The organism is Pseudomonas sp. A25(2017), from assembly GCF_002001065.1.
In the GTDB taxonomy this organism is placed as follows: domain Bacteria; phylum Pseudomonadota; class Gammaproteobacteria; order Pseudomonadales; family Pseudomonadaceae; genus Aquipseudomonas; species Aquipseudomonas kilonensis.
Genome location: NZ_MUOA01000024.1, coordinates 1 through 20,420 on the forward strand (window position 1 = coordinate 1; position 20,420 = coordinate 20,420).

The following is a 20,420-nucleotide window of genomic DNA, read 5'->3' on the forward strand; positions in this document are numbered from 1 at the left end:
GATCAATACCCGTTCACGCATGCCGACCAGGCCAAAGGAGGTTGGCCGACCCGTATCGGCAATAAATCCTACACCGTCGTCGCTGACGGTCAGACACAATTCGTCGTCGTCCTGAACCAGCGTCAGCTCTACAGTATGCGCCTGGGCATGGCGCATCACGTTGGTCAGCGCTTCCTGGAGAATCCGGAACAGGCCAATGGCCTTGGCGTCGCTCAGGGGCGGCAGGTTGTCCGGCACCTGCACCAGACATGGGATCTGCGTACGCGCCTCGAAACGCCGGGCCTGCCATTCGATAGCCGAGGCAATGCCCGCATCCAGGATCGGCGGGCGCAAGGCCGTCGCCACGTCCCGCACCAGTTGGAACAGCTGGGCAATCAAGCGCTTCATGCTGTTAAGCCGCTCATGCAGGCCCGGATCAAGTTGTGCGTAGGCCAATTCACACATGGACGTTTCAAGCTTCAACACCGTCAGCATCTGACCCAGCTCATCGTGGACCTCCCGGGCGATGCGCGCCTTCTCCTCTTCCCGCACGCTTTCCAGGTGCGCCGACAACTCGCGCAACTGCTCCCGGGAGCTGGCCAGTTCCAGCTCGATGCGCTTGCTTTCGGTGATGTCCCAGACGATTCCGTCCCAAACGTAGGCGCCATCTTCCAGACGACGGGTGATCGCCTTGATCTCGGCCCAACGCTCCTGGCCTTCGCGGGTCAGGATGCGGCCCTGCCATGACCAGTCACTGTCAGTGTCCAGCGCCTGGTCCTGGGTACGGTGGTAATCGGCCTTGTCCTGCGGGTGCACCAGGCTGCGCAGCCCGGTGTCGCTGCGGGCCAAGGTCGCGGGGGAATAACCCACCAGGCTTTCGCTGCCCTCGCTGATGTAGGCAAAGTCGATCTGGCCGGTCACCGGCGCCCGCTCCAGGCGAAAGACCAGGCCTGGCACATTGGCGGCGATGCCTTGCAACCGCGCTTCGCTTTCGCGTAGCGCCGCCAGCGCACGTCGGCGTTCGGTCACGTCGTTGAGGTAGACCACCAGGTATTCGGCGTCGCGAAAACGCAGGAAGCTCAGGGAAACGTCAGCCGGCAGGATGCTGCCATCGGCTCGCACGCATTCGGTCTCGAAACTCTGCGGCCCGTCGTCACTGGCCCGGGCGCGCTTCCACAGGTTCAGCCAGCGATCCATGTGCAAGCCCGGCTCGAAGTCGATCAAAGGGCGGTCGATGATCGCGCCCGAGGCGTAGCCGAGCATGGTTTCAGCCGCTCGGTTGGCATAACGCACGTGGCTGTCCCAATTGACCCAGAGGATGCCGACCGTGCTTTGATCGATGGAAAACTGCGTCAGGCGCAAGGCTTCTTCGCTGGCAGCGCGCTGGACGATGTCCTCCTTCGCGGCTCGCAGACGGCGCTCCAGTGCGCGTTGCTGGCGGCGCTGCCAGAACACGATGGCAATGCTGCTGAGCAGTAGAACCAGAATCAACAGGGTCAGGTTCTGCCAGAAGCCCGGGGTCTCGGTCAGGCGTGGGTATTTTGGCTTGAGCCAACGGCTGTGCAGTTGCTCCAGATCCTTGGCCGGGATCGCCTGCAAACCGCTGTCGATGATCTCGGCCAGTTCCGGCCAGTCCCGGCGCGTGGCAACCCGCAGCAACTGCGGCAGGCCAATGTCGCCCACTACCGCCAGCTCAGCGAATTCGGGCTCGACCATCAGCCGCCCGAGTTGTGCCTCGTCGACCACCGCATATCGGGCCTGCTGGGTCAGCAATAATTGCAGGGCTTCGCGCTCCATCGGCACACCTTGCAGATTCAGCGCCGGGTAGTTGCTGCGCAAGTAATCGGCTATGGCGCTGGGCATGCGCACCGCGACCCGGGCCTGGGTGTCGAGTTTTTCCAACTCCACCCCTTCGGCCCCCTTCTGCGCGCCGACGATCAATTGCGGCACGCGCATATAGGGATCGGAAAACTGCCAGAGCTTGAGCCCGCCCGGGGATTGGGTCAGGCCCGGAGCAATGTCCACCTCGCCGGCGCGTACCGCGGCTTCCAGTTGCGCCACGTCCTGGAAATTGCGCCAGGTCAGCTCGACGTTCAACGCCTTGCCCAGCCATTGCATCAACTCGACGTTGGTGCCGGACAAACGCTGCAAGCGCCGGTCGTATTGTGCATAGGGCGCCTGCAACACCAGGCCAACCCGCCATTGCGGATGTTGCACCAGCCATTGGCGCTGCCCTGCATTCAATTGCACCCCGTGCGCCGACGGCGCGGGCGCGGCCCACGCCATCAAGGGAAGCCATAAACAGCCGATAACCCACAGGCAGCAAAAACGCATCATCGAAGTCTCATGCACTGACAAATACTGACCAACCCATTAGGCTGCCGGAAATACTTCTGGTCATGGAATATCCGATGCCCTCTGTTTATCGCCTGGCGTTGCCAGCATTGTGCCTGTCGCTGATCCTGCCAAGTGCCTTTTCTGTACGGGCCAGCGAAACGGCCCCCGCCGCCGAGCAACCTGCCGAAGAAAAACCCGTCGAGCGCCAGCCTTTGCTCGAGCGTAGCCAGGAAGAAGCGAGCGCACTTGAACGAAAAGTCCCGGTCCTGGAACAGCAACAGTTGCAGACTGGCAGCGATACCTTCCTGGCGCTGTGGAAACCGGCCAATACCAGTGATCCCAGGGGCGCAGTCATCATAATCCCCGGTGCTGGCGAAACAGCTGACTGGCCTCAAGTTATCGGCCCTTTGCGGAAAAAGTTGCCCGATGTTGAATGGAGCAGCCTGAGTATCACCCTGCCGGACCTGCAAAGCGACGTCATTGCACCGCGCGTGGTGCAAGCACCACCTGAGACCAAGCCGGCCGACACCGCTGCCGCAGCACCGGACGCCACCACTGCGGCACCGATCGAACAGGTCGCCGGTGGCGAAGCCGATGCGACAGATCCAGTCGTTACCCCAACCGATGAAGAACACGCCAAGGCCGACGCCGAGCGCATCTTCGCCCGTATCGATGCCGCGCTGGCCTACGCCGAACAGCAAAGCGCACGCCGCATCGTGTTGCTGGGCCATGGTACCGGCGCCTATTGGGCAGCACGTTACTTGAGTGAGAGGCAGCCCTCGCAAGTCGAACGCTTCGTGATGGTGGCCGCCCAACCCCCGGTTACCGCCAAGCCCGCCCTGGCCGAACTGACCCCGACCTTGAAACTGGCTACCGCCGACATTTTCTACATGGACAAGCCGCTGGATCGCAACGCGGCGCTGGAGCGCTTGCAGGCGAGCAAACGCTTGAAAGGCTCGACCTTCAGCCAGGTGTCCCTCAAGGCCCTGCCGAACCAGGCGGCGGAGCAAGAGCAGCTGTTTCGTCGGGTTCGGGGTTGGTTGAATCCGCAGAAGACGGGGGAGTAAGGGCTGGCTCTGCCCCCTTCACCGTGGCAAGGGAGCTTGCTCCCGCTGGACCGCGCTGTAGGAGCTGCCGAGCGAAGCGAGGCTGCGATCTTTCCAAGACCAGTTGAATATCAAGCGAAAGATCAAGATCAAAAGATCGTCCGAACGCGGCCCGAGCCTTCGGCAGCTCCTACCGCAGCCGAGCGGGAGCAAGCTCCCTCGCCACAGGGGGCAGTGGGCTAGCGAAAATCCCGCCGCTCGCGAATCAGTCGATAGGCGTTATGCAGCTCTCGGGTTTTGTCGGTGGCTTCACGCACCTGCAAGGGCGTTGCCCCGCTGCCGGCAATCTTGTCCGGGTGATGACGGCTGAGCAGGCGACGATAGGCGCGCTTGATCTGCGACGGTTCGCTGGTGGCCGAAACCCCCAGCAAGCGCATTGCTTCCTGGTAGGTCACACCACTGTTGGGCCGCGACAGTTTCTGCGGCTCGTAATCAGCCGCCAGCGCCTGGACCTGTTGCGGCGTCCAGCCCAGCCACCGGCCCCACTGAGTCACCAGTTCTCGCTCGGCGACACCGGCACGCCCATCGGCCCAGACCATCCGCCAACACGCGCGCAATACCCCTTCAGCCGCATGGGGCTGGACGGCCAGGCGGCGCATGTAACCGCGCAAGCGATCGTTTCCGGACTTGCCCCGGTTGAACGCCGCGATCGCCCGGCGCTGCGCCGATTCGCTCAAGTCCAGCGCACGCATTTCCTGACGAGCCTGCTGGATGTGGCCATCGACCACACGCCCATCACTTTTCGCCAGACGCCCGAGCAATACAAACAACAACTCATCGTTGCGTAACGCCGGACGTCCCCCCAGGCGCTCACGTACCTGCGCCCAGCCCTGCAGGTTCAGGCGCCGATCCAGTGCCTGTCCCAACAACGCCCCAAGCATGGCCCCCGGGATGCTGGCTATGGCAAAGCCCGCCCCGGCTCCAATCAGAGTCCCTGGCCACCACATATCAACCGCTCGCTTCTATCAAGGTTTCGACCTGCGCCAAACGTTCATGGGTGCCGACATCGACCCAATGCCCTTTGAGGTGCTCGCCACTGACGCGCCCCTCGGCCATGGCCGCGCGCAACAGCGGTGCGAGCTTGAACGCACCGTCCGAGCAACCGTCGAACAACCGCGGGTGCAGGACGGCAATGCCGCTATAGGTCAGGTTGTCGGCAGGCGCGTGCCTATCGTGAACCTTTCCGTCGACCAGGACGAAATCGCCGCCTGGGTGATGCTCGGGATTATCGACGAGCACCAGATGCGCCAACCCTTCGAGCGGCCGGCGCAAAGCACTGAAATCGTAGTCGGTCCAGACATCACCATTCACCACCACAAACGCTTCATCGCCCAGCAGCGGCAAGGCCCGGAAGATTCCACCGCCGGTTTCCAGCGGCTCGCCTTCGGGGGAAAACCGAATGTTCACGCCAAACCTTGAACCGGCCCCCAGGTGATCTTCGATCTGCTGACCGAGCCAGGCGTGATTGATCACGATCTCGGTGAACCCGGCCCGCGCCAGCGCCCGCAAGTGGTATTCGATCAAGGGAACACCACCGACGCGAATCAACGGCTTTGGCGTGGTAAGGGTCAAGGGCCGCATGCGTTCGCCCTTGCCCGCCGCCAGAATCATCGCCTTCATGCCGTTGCTCCGGCCGATTGCCGCAGGCTGCCCAGAAGCTCATCGAGCGGTGCAAGCTCCGGACGACGGGCAATGACCGCTTCTATATAAGCAAAGAAACGCGGCACATCGCCGAGGTAACGTGGCTTGCCGTCACGATGACAAATGCGCGCGAAGATCCCGATGACCTTGAGATGGCGCTGCACGCCCATCAAGTCGCTGGCCCGCAGGAAGTCCTCGAGATCCGGCTGGACGGGAATGCCGAGGGCGCCGGCCTGCTGCCAGTAACTCTCCAGCCAGCCGCGCACACGCGCCTCGGGCCAACTGAGGAAGGCATCCTTGAACAGACACGTCACGTCGTAGGTGACGGGGCCATAGACCGCATCCTGAAAATCCAGCACGCCGGGGTTCGGCACGCTGAGCATCAGGTTGCGCGGCATGTAGTCGCGGTGCACCAGTACTTTGGGCTGGGCCAGGGCACTGTCGATCAGCAGCTCGCTGGCCTGCTGCCAGAGTTGCTGCTGGGCCGAATCCAATTCGATACCCAGCTCGCGCTTGACGTACCACTCGGGGAACAATTCCAGCTCCCGACGCAGCAACGCGACATCGTAGCTCGGCAACGGCGCAACCATCGGCAGTTGCTGGAAAGCCAACAAGGCTTGCAGGGCATCGCGGAATAAATCGTCGGCATTTTCGCCGGTGATCACGTCCAGATAGGTCTGGTTGCCCAAGTCATTGAGCAAAAGAAAGCCGCGCTCGAGGTCTTCGGCATAAATTTTTGGCACGTTAATGCCAGATTTCGCCAGCAAAAAAGCAATATCCACGAAGGGTTTGCAGTTTTCCTGGGGCGGTGGCGCATCCATTACGATCAAACTGCGACCCTCGCCTTCCCAGCGGAAATAACGCCGAAAACTCGCGTCACTGCTGGCGGCGGTCAACGTGGCCGGGGGTACGGCACCCCAGCCCTGTTGAGTGAAAAGGATCGGCAGTTGTTCATCGAGCCAAACTTTCAGGTGTTGCAAGCGTACATCTTGGTCGGGCATTGCAAGGGTCTCCGACGGTGCTAGCCGTCAAGCGGGTCATGCTTTATTATCCAGCATCTTTTTCAGACCATCGAGAGGCGTGCGGCCCACACCGCGGGCAGATGGCACGCAGGAAGCCCGGACTAATAAGATGGCATTGAAATCCCCCGCGTTTCGTAAAAAATTTCCGTTGCTGGTCACCGGCAGTCTGCTGGCCCTGCAACCCCTGGCCTCTTCATTCGTCGTCGCGGCGCAGCAGTATGACTGCTCCGTCTCCGCTTCGGGTGCCTGGGACTGTGCACCCAAGACACCGGCCGCCGCGTTGCCGCCGCGTCCCGTGCATGACGGCAGTGCGGTTTCCGACAGCGGCGCAGCTGCGGCCGACAGCAGCTCGGGCGAGGAAGCCGGCGAAAAGCCGATGCTCGTTACCGAAGCCAAGGGCCGTGGCCTGAAGTCACGCAGTGCAGACTACAGTCACCTGGATTGGGTTCCACGGGAGAACCTCACCCCGGCGCAATTGGCTGAAACCGGCCCTTACTGTGCAGGGGCCTATATCGAGCCGACGCGTCCTGGCATGAACGACAAGACGGCCAAGAGCGACGCCCCCACCTTCCTCGGCGCCAAGACGTCACGCTATCAGCAGGAAGAACAGGTGGCGACCCTGGCCGGTGACGTGGTCATGCGCCAGGGCAGCATGCAGGTCGAGGCCGACGAGGCCAGCCTGTACCAGGCCGAGAACCGCGGTGAGCTGAGCGGCAACGTGCGGGTGCGCGACAACGGTGCGCTGATCGTCGGCGACCACGCCGATGTACAACTGGACACCGGCGAAGCCAAGGTCGACAACGCCGAATACGTGATGCACAAGTCGCGCATCCGGGGTAACGCGCTGTACGCCAAGCGCGCCGAGAACGCGATCATCCGCCTCAAGGACGGTACATACACCACGTGCGAACCGGGCAGCAACGCCTGGACGCTCAAGGGCAACAACATCACCCTGAACCCGGCCACCGGCTTCGGTACCGCGACCAACGTGACGCTGCGGGTCAAGGACTTCCCGGTCCTGTACACGCCGTACATCTACTTCCCGATCGACGATCGTCGCCAGTCCGGCTTCCTGCCGCCGACCATCGGCAGCGGCAGCGACACCGGTTTCCTGCTGGTCACCCCGTACTACTTCAACCTGGCGCCGAACTACGATGCCACGTTGTACCCGCGCTACATGAGCAAGCATGGCCTGTTGATGGAAGGCGAATTCCGCTACCTGACCAAGTCCAGCGAAGGTCAGTTCGGCGCGGCGTACCTCAACGATGAAGAAGACGAGCGCAACAAGCAGTCCGACTACAGCAAGACCCGCTACATGTACAACTGGCAGCACAAGGGCGGGCTCGATTCGCGCGTGCTGACGGAAGTCGACTACACCAAGATCAGCGATCCTTACTACTTCCAGGATTTGCAGACCGACCAGATCGGTGTCGAGTCCAAGGACTATGTGAACCAGCAAGGAGCCGTCAGCTATCGGGGCGACAACTATGTTGCCCGCGTGAATGCCCAGGCTTACCAGATGGCGACGATTTCGAAGATCACGCCTTATAACCGTCTGCCTCAGATCACGTTCAACGGTGAGCTGCCTCAGCATCCGTACGGCCTGGATTTCGCCTACAAGACCGAGCTGGTGCGATTTGATCGAAATCTGCGCGACGGTCTCTATAGTGATAAAGATGGCGTCACGACACCGTGGCTGGATACCCGGGTTTGGGGCCTTGCCCGGGCAAATGGCAATCGTCTGAACCTGGCGCCTGTCATCAGCCTGCCGATGAACGCAAGTTATGGCTATATCAAGCCATCGCTCAAGTACCAGTACACCCAATATGATCTGGATCTGGACGGCGAAGGCAAAGGCGATATCGCTGGGCAGACCGCAGAACTGGATCGCCTACGCGGCACGTACAGCAGCAGCCAGAGCCGTGGCGTTCCAATCGCCAGCATCGACAGTGGCTTGTATTTTGACCGTGATACTCAATGGTTCGGCACCAACTATCGCCAGACCCTGGAACCACGCCTGTTCTATCTTTATGTACCGGAGAAGGATCAGAGCGATATTCCGGTATTCGATACCAGCGAATCGACTTTCAGCTATTCCTCGCTGTTCCGGGATAACCGCTTCACCGGCTCCGACCGTGTCGGCGACGAGAACAAACTTTCCCTGGGCGTGACCAGCCGCTGGATCCAGGAAAACGGTTTCGAGCGCCAGCGCGTCAGCGTCGGCCAGGCCTTTTACTTCAAGGACCGCGAAGTTCAACTGCCAGGCATCGACTTCAACACGCGTGAAGATGCCAAGTCAGACGTATCTCCATACGCACTGGAGTACGAATTCCGCTGGAACCGCGACTGGCGAACCACAGCTACCTACAACTGGGACCCTGACACCCACAGCCCTCGTTCGGGCAGCGCGATGTTCCACTATCAGCCTGAAGACAACCCGAACAAGGTTATCAATGCTGGCTATCGCTATCGCAACGATCAGGTCCGTTACGACGAAGCTACCGGTACATGGCAAGTGGGCGGCGGCGACTACGGTACGCCAGGTACATCTGGTTACGTGAAGGACTACTACAAGATCAAGCAACACGACTTCTCGGTCATCTGGCCAATCGTGCCGCAGTGGAACGCGATCAGTCGCTGGCAGTATGACTACAACCGCAACCGTACCCTGGAAGCCTTCGGTGGTTTCGAATACGACAACTGCTGCTGGAAACTGCGCCTGATCAACCGTTACTGGGTCGACTATGAAGAGTTCAGTCAAGCCGCCCCGGAAAACGAAAAAGGCGACCACGGCATCTTCCTCCAAATTGTTCTGAAGGGACTCGGCGGCCTGACCGGCGCCAAGGTAGAGAGCTTCCTCGACAAAGGCATCCAAGGTTATCGTGAACGTGAAGACCAAGCTTTCTGATTGTCTGCGCCCGCTGATGCTGGGCGCGCTGTTCCTGGGTACCGCGGCCAACGCCGCGGTAGAGTCCATCGATAAAGTGGTGGCCATCGTCGACAACGACGTGGTCATGCAGAGCCAGCTGGACCAGCGCGTCCATGAAGTGCAGCAAACCATCGCCAAGCGCGGCGGTGGCCAGCCGCCTCCAGGCGTGCTGGACCAGCAAGTGCTCGAACGCCTGATCGTCGAAAACCTGCAACTGCAGATCGGCGAACGTTCCGGTATCCGCATCACCGATGAAGAACTGAACCAGGCCGTCGGCACCATTGCCCAGCGCAACAACATGAGCATCGACCAATTCCGCTCCGCCCTGGCTCGCGACGGCCTCTCCTACGAGGACGCCCGCGATCAGATCCGCCGCGAAATGGTCATCAGCCGTGTGCGTCAGCGCCGTGTGGCCGAACGCATCCAGGTGTCGGAGCAGGAAGTGAAGAACTTCCTCGCTTCCGACCTGGGCAAGATGCAGCTTTCCGAAGAACTGCACTTGGCGAACATCCTGATTCCGACCCCGGAAAGCGCCAACTCCGAAGCAATCCAGAGCGCTTATCGCCAGGCAATGGATGTCTACCAGCAGCTCAAGCAAGGCGCTGATTTCGGCCAGATGGCCATTGCCAAGTCGGGCAGCGACAACGCCCTGGAAGGCGGCGACATGGGCTGGCGCAAGCCCGCTCAACTGCCGCCTCCGTTCGACCGCGAACTGAGCGCCATGGCCGTGGGCGACATCACCCAACCAGCGCGTACGCCAGGCGGCTTCATCATCCTGAAAGTTCTGGAGAAGCGCGGTGGTGGAACCCAGGTCCGTGACGAAGTGCATGTTCGCCACATCCTGATCAAGCCAAGCGAGATTCGCAGCGAAGCCGAGACCAAGCGCCTGGCTGAGAAACTCTACGACCGCATCGAAGCGGGCGAAGACTTCGCTGAACTGGCGAAGAATTTCTCGGAAGACCCGGGGTCGGCCCTCAACGGCGGCGACCTGAACTGGGTTGACCCCAACGCACTGGTTCCAGAATTCCGCCAGGTCATGGCCGACACGCCGCAAGGCCAGCTGTCCAAGCCGTTCAAGAGCCCTTATGGCTGGCACGTGCTGGAAGTCCTTGGCCGCCGCGCCACCGACAGCACCACCCAGGCTCGTGAACAGCAGGCGATGACCGTATTGCGCAACCGCAAATACGACGAAGAACTGCAAACCTGGCTGCGTCAGATTCGCGACGAAGCCTACGTTGAAATCAAACTTCCTGGTGCAGACCAGGCAGCGCAGTGAAACCCAAGCGTTTCGCGCTGACACCCGGCGAACCAGCCGGCATCGGTCCCGACCTGTGCCTGCTGCTCGCCTCGCAAGCCCAGCCACATCCCCTGATTGCCATCACCAGTCGCGACCTGCTCCTTGAGCGGGCCGCGCAGCTGGGGGTGGTCGTCGACCTGTTACCCGTGACACCGCAGGCCTGGCCGGACGTCCCGGCGCCCGCCAACAGCCTGTATGTCTGGGATACCCCCCTGGGTGCTCCAGTCGTCACCGGGCAGTTGGACAAGGCCAACGCCGCGTTCGTCCTGCAAACCCTGACCCGCGCAGGCGAAGGCTGCCTGGACGGGTCGTTCGCAGGCATGATCACCGCACCGGTGCACAAGGGTGTGATCAACGAGTCCGGGATTGCCTTTTCCGGGCACACCGAATTCCTGGCGGACCTGACCCACACCGCGCAAGTGGTGATGATGCTCGCCACCCGTGGCCTGCGAGTGGCCCTGGTGACCACTCACCTGCCCTTGCGCGACATCGCCGACGCCATCACCCCGGAACGCCTGGAACGGGTCACGCGCATCCTGCACGCCGACCTCCAGGAAAAATTCGGCATCGCCCGGCCACGCATCCTGGTCTGTGGGCTCAATCCCCATGCCGGTGAAGGCGGACACCTGGGCCGTGAAGAAATCGACATCATCGAACCTACCTTGGAGCGCTTGCGCAGCGAGGGCATGGACCTGCGTGGCCCGCTGCCTGCCGACACTCTGTTTACCCCAAAATATCTGGAGCACTGCGACGCGGTGCTGGCGATGTACCACGACCAGGGCCTGCCCGTGCTGAAGTACAAAGGCTTCGGCGCGGCAGTCAACGTGACGCTGGGCCTGCCGATCATCCGCACCTCCGTGGACCATGGCACTGCCCTGGACCTGGCCGGCAGCGGCAAGATCGATACCGGCAGCCTGCACGTCGCGCTGGAAACCGCCTACCAGATGGCCGAGACTCATTTATGACCGAGCAATACCAACACCGCGCGCGCAAGCGCTTCGGCCAGAACTTCCTGCATGACGCCGGCGTGATCGATCGCATCCTGCGCTCCATCCGGGCCAAGCCCGACGATCGCCTGCTGGAAATCGGCCCGGGCCAGGGCGCCCTGACCGAGGGCCTGCTCGACAGCGGCGCGCAACTGGACGTGGTGGAACTGGACAAGGACCTGGTCCCGATCCTCAACCAGCAATTCGCCGGCAGGAGCAATTTCAGCCTGCACCAGGGCGACGCGCTGAAGTTCGACTTCAATAGCCTGAACGCCGCGCCGAACAGCCTGCGGGTGGTGGGAAACCTGCCGTACAACATCTCCACGCCGCTGATCTTCCACCTGCTGAGCAATGCCGGCCTGATCCGCGACATGCACTTCATGCTGCAAAAAGAAGTGGTCGAGCGCCTCGCCGCTGGCCCTGGCGGTGGTGACTGGGGTCGCCTGTCGATCATGGTCCAGTACCATTGCCGAGTCGAACACCTGTTCAACGTCGGCCCAGGTGCATTCAACCCGCCGCCGAAAGTCGACTCGGCCATCGTCCGACTGGTGCCCCATGCCGTCCTGCCGCACCCGGCCAAGGATCACCGCCTGCTGGAGCGGGTGGTGCGCGAAGCGTTCAACCAGCGCCGCAAGACCTTGCGCAATACCTTGAAACTGCTGCTCAGCAGCACTGAAATCGAAGCCGCTGGCGTCGATGGCAGCCTGCGCCCCGAGCAGCTGGACCTGGCCGCGTTCGTGCGCCTGGCCGACAAACTCAGCGAACAGGTCGCCCTGCAAGTCGACGCCAACTGAACGGGTGACGATGGCTATCGGGCAGTACACCAATCTGGTCTACTACCCGATATCTGGCCTAGACTGATCTCCTGAGTCGCGCCCGCGTCCCGCTTCGCTTTTAAGGCCTTTTTGCATGTCCGATCCTCGTTACCAGGTCGACGTCAGCGTCACCACCCGTTTTCTGGCAGAACAGTCGCAACCCGAGCATGACCGCTTCGCCTTCGCCTACAGCATTACCGTGATCAACAACGGCTCCTTGCCGGCCAGGCTGCTGTCGCGGCACTGGATCATCACCGACGGCGATGGCCATGTCGAAGAAGTGCGTGGCGAAGGTGTAGTCGGCCAGCAGCCGTTGATCGACGCCGGCAAAAGCCACAGCTACAGCAGCGGCACGGTGATGACGACCAAGGTCGGCACCATGCAGGGCACCTACCAGATGCTGGCCGAGGACGGCAAACGCTTCGACGCCGTCATCAAGCCCTTTCGCCTGGCCGTGCCCGGAGCTCTTCACTAATGGCCACGTATGCGGTCGGCGACCTGCAAGGCTGCCTCGACCCGCTCAAATGCCTGCTGGAGCGCGTCGCCTTCGACCCGCAAAAAGATACGCTGTGGCTGGTGGGCGATCTGGTCAACCGTGGCCCTCAGTCCCTTGAGACGCTGCGCTTTCTCTATGGCATCCGCCAGTCGCTGGTGTGCGTGCTCGGCAACCATGACCTGCATCTGCTGGCCGCCTGGCAGAACATCGAACGCCTGAAAAAATCCGATACCCTGAACGAAATACTCGCGGCCCCCGATTGCGTTGAGCTGCTGGAGTGGTTGCGCCAGCAAAAACTCATGCACTACGACGAGGCGCGCAACCTGGCGCTGGTCCATGCCGGCATCCCGCCCCAATGGTCCCTGCGCAAGGCGCTCAAGTGCGCTGGTGAAGTCGAACACGCATTGCGCGACGACAATCTGTTCGCCCCTTACCTGGACGGCATGTACGGTAACGAGCCGGTCAAGTGGGACAACGACCTCACCGGCAGCGCCCGTCTTCGCATCATCACCAATTATTTCACGCGCATGCGCTTCTGCACCCGCGACGGCAAGCTCGACCTCAAGGGCAAGGAAGGCATCGAGACCGCACCGCCCGGCTATGCCCCCTGGTTCAAGCATAGCGAGCGCAAGACCCGTAACCTGAAGATCATTTTCGGGCACTGGGCGGCACTGGGCGGTCAATGCGACGAGCCCGGCGTCTTCGCCCTCGACACCGGCTGTGTGTGGGGCAGCGCCATGACGCTGATGAACGTCGACACGGGCGAACAACTGCATTGCGATTGCGACGAACAGGGCCACGCCAGAACCCATCACCTGACCACTGCACCATTGCCGGCCGGCACTGCCGTCTGACCGGCGTTGCGCCTCAGCGCTAAAGGAGCCCTCATGACTGAATTCAAACGCATCCCCCCGGAACAAGCCCAGGCCCTGCGCGAGCAAGGCGCGGTCGTCGTCGACGTTCGCGACCCAGCCACCTTTTCGGTTTCGCACATCAGCGGTTCCAGGCACCTGGATAACCATTCCATCGCCGACTTCATCCGGGCCGCCGACCTCGATGCACCTACCGTCGTGGTCTGCTATCACGGTAACTCCAGCCAGAGCGCAGCCGCCTATCTGGTCAGCCAGGGCTTCAGCGACGTCTACAGCCTGGACGGTGGTTTCGAGTTGTGGCGTGCGACTTATCCTTCAGAAACAGCGCAAGACAATCACGAATAATTTTTTAAGCCGTCCAAGCCCGCGTGAACCGTGGGCTTGAGCGATGGCAGACGAACGGTCTGCCATAACTAATTACGTATTCCACCTTTACCTCCGCGATTCCGAACTATCCTTAGCCTCAGGCCATCCAAAACAGGGGAGAGCCGGTACACCGGCGCGCGGGTCATCGGGAGTCAGCTTTCAAGAGCCTGCATGCTTGGAAGCATTCTGGGGGGTAAACGGCAACTGGGTTCCCAGCGGCTGTCCAGCATCGACTGATTGATCCGACACCGGCTCCACGTATCGAGCGAGGTGACGTCATGAGCATTTTTAGCCACTTCCAGCAACGTTTCGAGTCCACGCGGCAGGAGGAATACTCGCTGCAGGAATACCTCGAACTCTGCAAGCAGGACCGCAGCGCCTATGTATCGGCTGCGGAGCGTCTGTTGCTGGCAATCGGAGAACCGGAGCTGCTGGATACCTCGGCCAACTCGAGGCTTTCGCGGATTTTCTCCAACAAAGTGATTCGCCGCTATCCGGCCTTTGAGGACTTCCACGGGATGGAAGAATGCATCGACCAGATCGTGTCCTATTTCCGCCACGCCGCCCAAGGCCTGGAAGAGAAGAAGCAAATCCTCTATCTGCTCGGCCCCGTGGGTGGTGGTAAATCGTCCCTGGCCGAAAAACTCAAGCAACTGATCGAAAAAGTGCCCTTCTACGCCATCAAGGGCTCGCCGGTGTTCGAATCGCCCCTGGGGCTGTTCAACGCCACCGAGGACGGCGCGATCCTCGAGGAAGACTTCGGCATTCCACGCCGCTACCTCAGTACCATCATGTCGCCATGGGCGACCAAGCGCCTGGCCGAATTTGGCGGCGACATCAGCCAGTTCCGGGTGGTCAAGCTCTACCCGTCGATCCTCAACCAGATCGCGGTGGCCAAGACCGAGCCGGGTGACGAAAACAACCAGGATATTTCCGCCCTGGTGGGCAAAGTCGATATCCGCAAACTGGAAGAATTCCCGCAGAACGACGCCGACGCCTACAGCTATTCGGGTGCGCTGTGCCGGGCCAACCAGGGCCTGATGGAATTCGTCGAAATGTTCAAGGCGCCCATCAAGGTGCTGCACCCGCTGCTGACCGCCACCCAGGAAGGTAACTACAACAGCACCGAGGGCCTGGGGGCCATTCCGTTCACCGGCATCCTGCTGGCTCACTCCAACGAGTCGGAATGGCATACCTTTCGCAACAACAAGAATAACGAAGCCTTCATCGACCGGATCTATATCGTCAAGGTGCCGTACTGCCTGCGCGTGACCGATGAGGTGAAGATCTACGACAAGCTGCTGTTCAACAGCTCGCTGTCCAAGGCTCATTGCGCCCCCGACACCCTGAAGATGCTGGCCCAGTTCACGGTGCTGTCGCGTCTCAAGGAGCCGGAAAACTCCAACATCTATTCGAAGATGCGTGTGTACGACGGTGAAAACCTCAAGGACACCGATCCGAAGGCCAAGTCGATCCAGGAATACCGCGACAACGCGGGGGTTGATGAAGGGATGAACGGGCTGTCCACACGTTTCGCGTTCAAGATCCTGTCCAAGGTCTTCAACTTCGACCCCCACGAGATCGCGGCCAACCCGGTTCACCTGCTGTATGTGCTGGAACAGCAGATCGAGCAGGAACAATTCCAGGCCGAAACCCGCGAGCGCTACCTGCGTTTCCTCAAGGAATACCTGGCCCCGCGCTACATCGAGTTCATCGGCAAGGAAATCCAGACGGCGTACCTGGAGTCCTACAGCGAGTACGGCCAGAACATCTTCGACCGCTACGTGCTGTACGCAGACTTCTGGATCCAGGACCAGGAATACCGCGACCCGGAAACCGGCGAGATACTCAATCGCGTGGCCCTCAACGAGGAACTGGAAAAAATCGAGAAACCGGCGGGCATCAGCAATCCGAAGGACTTCCGCAACGAGATCGTCAACTTCGTACTGCGCGCCCGGGCCAACAACAACGGCAAGAACCCAACCTGGCTCAGCTATGAAAAGCTGCGGGTGGTCATCGAGAAGAAAATGTTCTCCAACACCGAAGACCTGCTGCCAGTCATCAGCTTCAACGCCAAGGCCAGCAAGGAGGACCAGCAAAAACACAACGACTTCGTCACACGCATGGTCGAACGTGGCTACACCGACAAACAGGTACGACTGCTCTCCGAGTGGTATCTGCGGGTCCGGAAATCGCAGTAAGCAGCGGCAAGCTTCTAGCTACAGCCTGCAAGGGAACGGCGTTGAGCCCATGGCTCGACGCCACGCCCCTTGCAGCTTGAGGCTTACGACTTGAAGCTCCCCCGGAGGGGCCTATGAGCTATGTGATCGACCGACGCCTTAATGGCAAGAACAAGAGCACGGTGAACCGCCAGCGGTTTCTGCGGCGTTACCGTGACCACATCAAGAAGGCCGTCGAAGAGGCGGTCAGCCGGCGTTCCATTACCGACATGGAACACGGCGAACAGATCAGCATCCCCGGCCGCGACATCGACGAGCCGGTGCTCCACCATGGTCGCGGCGGCAAACAGACCGTCGTGCACCCTGGCAACAAGGAGTTCACCAGTGGCGAGCACATCCCCCGTCCCCAGGGCGGAGGCGCCGGCAAGGGCCCCGGCAAGGCCGGCAACTCCGGCGAAGGCATGGATGAGTTCGTGTTCCAGATCACCCAGGAGGAATTCCTGGAGTTCATGTTCGAGGACCTGGAGCTGCCGAACCTGGTCAAGCGCAACCTGACCGGTACCGACACCTTCAAGACCGTGCGTGCTGGTATCAGCAATGAAGGCAATCCGTCACGCATCAACATCATCCGCACCCTTCGTTCAGCCCACGCCCGGCGCATCGCGTTGTCGGGCAGCAGCCGGGCAAAACTGCGCGAGGTCAAGGAAGAACTGGCCCGCCTGAAACGCGAAGAACCCGACAATTTCGGCGATATTCAGGACCTTGAAGCAGAAATCGAGAAACTCAGCGCCCGCATCCACCGCGTACCGTTCCTCGACACGTTCGACCTCAAGTACAACCTGCTGGTGAAACAGCCAAACCCCAGCTCCAAGGCGGTGATGTTCTGCCTGATGGACGTGTCCGGCTCCATGACCCAGGCCACCAAGGACATCGCCAAGCGCTTCTTCATCCTGTTGTACCTGTTCCTGAAACGGAACTACGACAAGATCGATGTCGTGTTCATCCGCCACCACACCAGCGCCAGGGAAGTGGACGAAGAGGAATTCTTCTATTCCAGGGAGACAGGCGGCACCATTGTCTCCAGCGCCCTGAAGCTGATGCAAGAGATCATGGCCGAACGCTACCCAGCCAACGAATGGAACATCTATGCGGCCCAGGCGTCGGACGGCGACAACTGGAACGACGATTCACCGATCTGCCGCGACATCCTGATCAACCAGATCATGCCGTTCGTCCAGTACTACACTTATGTGGAGATTACTCCACGCGAACACCAGGCCTTGTGGTACGAATACGAACGAATTGCCGAAGCTTTTTCCGACACATTTGCCCAACAGCAACTGGTCTCGGCCGGGGATATCTACCCGGTCTTCCGTGAACTCTTCCAGCGCAGGTTAGTGACATGACCGCCAAAAAAGAGCAGAAGCGCCAGCCCATTTCCACCGGCTCCGAATGGACGTTCGAGCTGATCAAGGCCTACGACCGCGAAATCAGCCGTATCGCGGACCGTTATGCCCTCGACACCTACCCGAACCAGATTGAGGTGATCACCGCCGAGCAGATGATGGACGCCTACGCATCAGTCGGCATGCCGCTGGGCTATCACCACTGGTCCTACGGCAAGCACTTCCTCAGTACCGAAAAATCCTACAGCCGCGGCCAGATGGGACTGGCCTATGAGATCGTCATCAACTCCGACCCCTGCATCGCCTACCTGATGGAAGAAAACACCATCTGCATGCAGGCCCTGGTGGTGGCGCACGCCTGCTATGGGCACAACAGTTTCTTCAAGGGTAACTACCTGTTCCGCACCTGGACCGACGCCAGCTCGATCATCGATTACCTGGTGTTCGCCAAGCAGTACATCATGCAATGCGAGGAACGCCACGGCATCGACGCGGTGGAGGACCTGCTGGACTCCTGCCACGCCCTGATGAACTACGGCGTGGACCGCTACAAGCGGCCTTATCCGATTTCCGCCGAAGAGGAACGCCGGCGCCAGAAGGATCGCGAAGAGCACCTGCAAAAACAGATCAACGATCTGTGGCGCACCATTCCCAAGGGTGCAGACAAGTACAACGAAAAAGACAATGCCCGTTTCCCTGCCGAGCCCCAGGAGAACATTCTCTATTTCATTGAAAAACATGCGCCGTTGCTGGAGCCGTGGCAGCGGGAAATCGTGCGCATCGTGCGCAAGATCGCCCAGTATTTCTATCCACAGCGCCAAACCCAAGTGATGAACGAAGGCTGGGCCACGTTCTGGCACTACACGCTGATGAACGACCTGTACGACGAAGGCCTGGTCACCGACGGCTTCATGATGGAGTTCCTGACGTCCCACACCAGCGTGGTATTCCAACCTGGCTTCGACAGCCCGTACTACAGCGGTATCAACCCTTACGCACTGGGTTTCGCCATGTACCGCGACATCCGGCGCATGTGCGAAAACCCTACCGAGGAAGATCGTCACTGGTTCCCGGAAATCGCCGGTTCGGACTGGTTGTCCGCCATTAAATTCGCCATGAGCAGCTTCAAGGACGAAAGCTTCATCCTGCAGTACCTTTCGCCCAAGGTGATCCGCGATCTGAAACTGTTCAGCATCCTCGATGACGATCAGAAAGATGACCTGCTGGTACCTGCCATTCACGACGAGGGCGGCTACCGCATCATTCGCGAAACCCTCGCGGCGCAGTACAACCTGGGCAATCGCGAGCCCAATGTGCAGATCTACAGCATTGACCGCCGCGGGGATCGTTCGCTGACGCTGCGGCACCAGGCGCACAACCGCAAACCACTGGGCGATTCCACCGACGAAGTGCTCAAGCACCTGCATCGCCTCTGGGGTTTCGACATCCACCTGGAAACCCTGCAAGGCGACCAAGTGATGAAAACCCATCACGTGCCCCCCAGAAGCGAACAAGCCGAAGGCGACTATGGCCGCCTGGACCTGGCCGTCATTCATCTTTGATCCCGTTTTCGCCTCCGGACGTCTGACGCAAAGGTTATCCTGTCGGACCAACGGAGGTTTTTTATGCAGATCTATAAAGTTGGCGGCGCCGTTCGCGATCGCCTGCTGGGCATTCCCGTCACCGACGTCGATCGGGTCGTGGTGGGGGCCACCACCGAGGAAATGCTCGCCAAGGGTTTTCGCCCCGTGGGGGCCGATTTTCCGGTATTCCTCGAGCCGAAGACTGGCGAGGAATACGCCCTCGCCCGCACAGAGCGCAAAAGTGGTCGCGGCTATGGCGGCTTCGTGTTCCATGCCAGCCCTGAAGTGACCTTGGAGGAGGACCTGGTTCGCCGGGACTTGACCATCAACGCCATGGCAGAAGACGACCATGGCAACCTGACCGATCCGTATCACGGCCAGCGCGATCTGGAAGCCCGGATACTGCGTCACGTTTCCCCCGCTTTCGCCGAAGATCCACTCCGAGTCCTGCGGGTTGCCCGCTTCGCCGCGCGTTATGCTCCGCTGGGTTTCAAGGTGGCAGACGAAACCCTTGAACTGATGCGCCAACTCAGCGATTCCGGCGAGCTGGAAGCACTGACGGCCGAGCGCAGCTGGAAAGAAATTTCCCGTGCTCTCATGGAAAAACAGCCACAGGTATTTATCCAGGTCTTGCGCGACTGCACGGCCCTCAAGGTCCTGATGCCTGAGGTCGATGCGCTGTTTGGCGTACCCCAGCCTGAAGCCCATCACCCGGAAATCGACACCGGCGTCCATACCCTGAGCGTGCTGGAACAAGCCGCCCTGCATCGACAGCCGCTGACGGTCCGCTGGGCCTGCCTGCTCCATGACCTGGGCAAAGGCCTGACGCCCCAACACGAATGGCCGCGACACATCGCCCATGAGCACACGGGGTTGAAGCTGATCAAAGCGATCAACGAGCGCTTCAAGGCGCCCCGCGACTGTCAGGAGCTGGCGTTGTTGGTCGGCCAATACCACACCCATGGCCATCGCGCGCTTGAACTGAAGGCGTCTACTTTGCTTGAGCTGCTGCAGAGTTTCGATGTGTACCGTCGACCTCAGCGCTTCGAGGAGTTCATCGCAGCCTGTGAGATGGATGCGCGAGGGCGCAAAGGGCTTGAAGAACGGAGTTATCCACAGGCTGATTATCTGCGAGGCGCAGCGGCAGCGGCCCGCGCGGTGGCGGTGCAGCCTTTGCTGGAGAAGGGTTTCAAGGGGCCGGAGCTGGGAGAGGCGATCAAGCGTGAGCGTCTCAGGGTGTTGAAGGCCTACAAGGAAGCGGCGAGCTGACGGGCGTTCGTGTCAGTTTGCATTTTTGCTGGATGTTCCGCCGTCATCGCGAGCAAGCTCGCACAGTGGATTTCGGTTGAACACAAGCTATGTGCACGCTGAAATCCTAATGTGGGAGCGAGCCTGCTCGCGATGG

General features: G+C 60.7%; 16 protein-coding genes. 12 read left to right on the plus strand and 4 right to left on the minus strand.

The genetic code is table 11. The features are described from left to right. Positions 1–2,316: PAS domain S-box protein (locus B0E42_RS00445; protein ID WP_077505213.1), on the minus strand; the 2,316-nt coding region annotated here is incomplete at its 3' end. Between the two features lie 74 nt (positions 2,317–2,390). On the opposite strand from B0E42_RS00445, the gene B0E42_RS00450 reads away from it, so the two are divergent. Further along, positions 2,391–3,383 carry an alpha/beta hydrolase family protein gene (locus B0E42_RS00450; protein ID WP_077505215.1) on the plus strand — a complete coding sequence of 331 codons (993 nt, stop codon included), beginning with the start codon at positions 2,391–2,393 and terminating at the stop codon, positions 3,381–3,383. Between the two features lie 218 nt (positions 3,384–3,601). Here the strand turns inward: B0E42_RS00450 and B0E42_RS00455 are convergent, their stop codons facing one another. From B0E42_RS00455 to B0E42_RS00465, 3 genes are read right to left on the minus strand one after another with little or no spacing between them, the layout of a single operon-like run. Then, positions 3,602–4,369: a TerB family tellurite resistance protein gene (locus B0E42_RS00455; protein ID WP_024616728.1), complete on the minus strand. Its 768-nt coding sequence runs from the start codon at positions 4,367–4,369 to the stop codon at positions 3,602–3,604. Between the two features lies 1 nt (position 4,370). Beyond that, a complete protein-coding gene (gene murU, locus B0E42_RS00460; RefSeq protein WP_077505217.1) occupies positions 4,371–5,042 on the minus strand; it encodes an N-acetylmuramate alpha-1-phosphate uridylyltransferase MurU in 672 nt (223 codons plus the stop codon). Then, a complete protein-coding gene (locus B0E42_RS00465; protein ID WP_018607215.1) occupies positions 5,039–6,064 on the minus strand; it encodes an aminoglycoside phosphotransferase family protein in 1,026 nt (341 codons plus the stop codon). The genes murU and B0E42_RS00465 overlap by 4 nt, the downstream gene beginning before the upstream one ends. A 130-nt stretch (positions 6,065–6,194) precedes the next feature. Between B0E42_RS00465 and B0E42_RS00470 the strand changes: the two genes are divergently transcribed. The 11 genes from B0E42_RS00470 (at position 6,195) to B0E42_RS00520 (ending at position 20,284) form a co-directional block, all read left to right on the plus strand. Further along, the gene (locus B0E42_RS00470; protein ID WP_053182509.1) at positions 6,195–8,993 is read left to right on the plus strand and encodes an LPS-assembly protein LptD; all 2,799 of its coding nucleotides are present in this window, start codon (positions 6,195–6,197) and stop codon (positions 8,991–8,993) included. Beyond that, on the plus strand, positions 8,974–10,290 hold the full coding sequence (locus B0E42_RS00475) for a peptidylprolyl isomerase (protein ID WP_033032728.1): 1,317 nt from the start codon (positions 8,974–8,976) through the stop codon (positions 10,288–10,290). The genes B0E42_RS00470 and B0E42_RS00475 overlap by 20 nt, the downstream gene beginning before the upstream one ends. Further along, a complete protein-coding gene (pdxA, locus tag B0E42_RS00480) occupies positions 10,287–11,276 on the plus strand; it encodes a 4-hydroxythreonine-4-phosphate dehydrogenase PdxA (RefSeq protein WP_018607220.1) in 990 nt (329 codons plus the stop codon). Before B0E42_RS00475 ends, pdxA begins: the two co-directional genes overlap by 4 nt. Continuing rightward, the gene (gene rsmA, locus B0E42_RS00485; protein ID WP_053182512.1) at positions 11,273–12,091 is read left to right on the plus strand and encodes a 16S rRNA (adenine(1518)-N(6)/adenine(1519)-N(6))-dimethyltransferase RsmA; all 819 of its coding nucleotides are present in this window, start codon (positions 11,273–11,275) and stop codon (positions 12,089–12,091) included. The genes pdxA and rsmA overlap by 4 nt, the downstream gene beginning before the upstream one ends. A gap of 115 nt (positions 12,092–12,206) precedes the next feature. Further along, positions 12,207–12,587, plus strand: coding sequence for a Co2+/Mg2+ efflux protein ApaG (gene apaG, locus B0E42_RS00490; RefSeq protein WP_024616733.1), 381 nt, complete (start codon positions 12,207–12,209; stop codon positions 12,585–12,587). Further along, a complete protein-coding gene (locus B0E42_RS00495) occupies positions 12,587–13,462 on the plus strand; it encodes a symmetrical bis(5'-nucleosyl)-tetraphosphatase (protein ID WP_077505219.1) in 876 nt (291 codons plus the stop codon). Before apaG ends, B0E42_RS00495 begins: the two co-directional genes overlap by 1 nt. Before the next feature lie 33 nt (positions 13,463–13,495). Then, complete coding sequence (gene glpE, locus B0E42_RS00500) at positions 13,496–13,825, plus strand: thiosulfate sulfurtransferase GlpE (protein ID WP_018607227.1); 330 nt, start codon at positions 13,496–13,498, stop codon at positions 13,823–13,825. 299 nt (positions 13,826–14,124) lie between these two features. Next, positions 14,125–16,047 carry a PrkA family serine protein kinase gene (locus B0E42_RS00505; protein WP_018607229.1) on the plus strand — a complete coding sequence of 641 codons (1,923 nt, stop codon included), beginning with the start codon at positions 14,125–14,127 and terminating at the stop codon, positions 16,045–16,047. Between the two features lie 113 nt (positions 16,048–16,160). Then, on the plus strand, positions 16,161–17,432 hold the full coding sequence (locus tag B0E42_RS00510; RefSeq protein ID WP_018607231.1) for a YeaH/YhbH family protein: 1,272 nt from the start codon (positions 16,161–16,163) through the stop codon (positions 17,430–17,432). Continuing rightward, complete coding sequence (locus tag B0E42_RS00515) at positions 17,429–18,994, plus strand: SpoVR family protein (protein ID WP_018607233.1); 1,566 nt, start codon at positions 17,429–17,431, stop codon at positions 18,992–18,994. The genes B0E42_RS00510 and B0E42_RS00515 overlap by 4 nt, the downstream gene beginning before the upstream one ends. A gap of 63 nt (positions 18,995–19,057) precedes the next feature. Then, a complete protein-coding gene (locus B0E42_RS00520) occupies positions 19,058–20,284 on the plus strand; it encodes a multifunctional CCA addition/repair protein (RefSeq protein WP_077505221.1) in 1,227 nt (408 codons plus the stop codon). Positions 20,285–20,420: the final 136 nt, after the last annotated feature.

Coding starts and splice junctions, on each gene's coding strand:
- B0E42_RS00450 (WP_077505215.1), top strand. CDS start 2,391: ATGCCCTCTGTTTATCGCCTGGCGTTGCCAGCATTGTGCCTGTCGCTG.
- B0E42_RS00455 (WP_024616728.1), bottom strand. CDS start 4,369: ATGTGGTGGCCAGGGACTCTGATTGGAGCCGGGGCGGGCTTTGCCATA.
- murU (WP_077505217.1), bottom strand. CDS start 5,042: ATGAAGGCGATGATTCTGGCGGCGGGCAAGGGCGAACGCATGCGGCCC.
- B0E42_RS00465 (WP_018607215.1), bottom strand. CDS start 6,064: ATGCCCGACCAAGATGTACGCTTGCAACACCTGAAAGTTTGGCTCGAT.
- B0E42_RS00470 (WP_053182509.1), top strand. CDS start 6,195: ATGGCATTGAAATCCCCCGCGTTTCGTAAAAAATTTCCGTTGCTGGTC.
- rsmA (WP_053182512.1), top strand. CDS start 11,273: ATGACCGAGCAATACCAACACCGCGCGCGCAAGCGCTTCGGCCAGAAC.
- apaG (WP_024616733.1), top strand. CDS start 12,207: ATGTCCGATCCTCGTTACCAGGTCGACGTCAGCGTCACCACCCGTTTT.
- B0E42_RS00495 (WP_077505219.1), top strand. CDS start 12,587: ATGGCCACGTATGCGGTCGGCGACCTGCAAGGCTGCCTCGACCCGCTC.
- glpE (WP_018607227.1), top strand. CDS start 13,496: ATGACTGAATTCAAACGCATCCCCCCGGAACAAGCCCAGGCCCTGCGC.
- B0E42_RS00505 (WP_018607229.1), top strand. CDS start 14,125: ATGAGCATTTTTAGCCACTTCCAGCAACGTTTCGAGTCCACGCGGCAG.
- B0E42_RS00510 (WP_018607231.1), top strand. CDS start 16,161: ATGAGCTATGTGATCGACCGACGCCTTAATGGCAAGAACAAGAGCACG.
- B0E42_RS00515 (WP_018607233.1), top strand. CDS start 17,429: ATGACCGCCAAAAAAGAGCAGAAGCGCCAGCCCATTTCCACCGGCTCC.
- B0E42_RS00520 (WP_077505221.1), top strand. CDS start 19,058: ATGCAGATCTATAAAGTTGGCGGCGCCGTTCGCGATCGCCTGCTGGGC.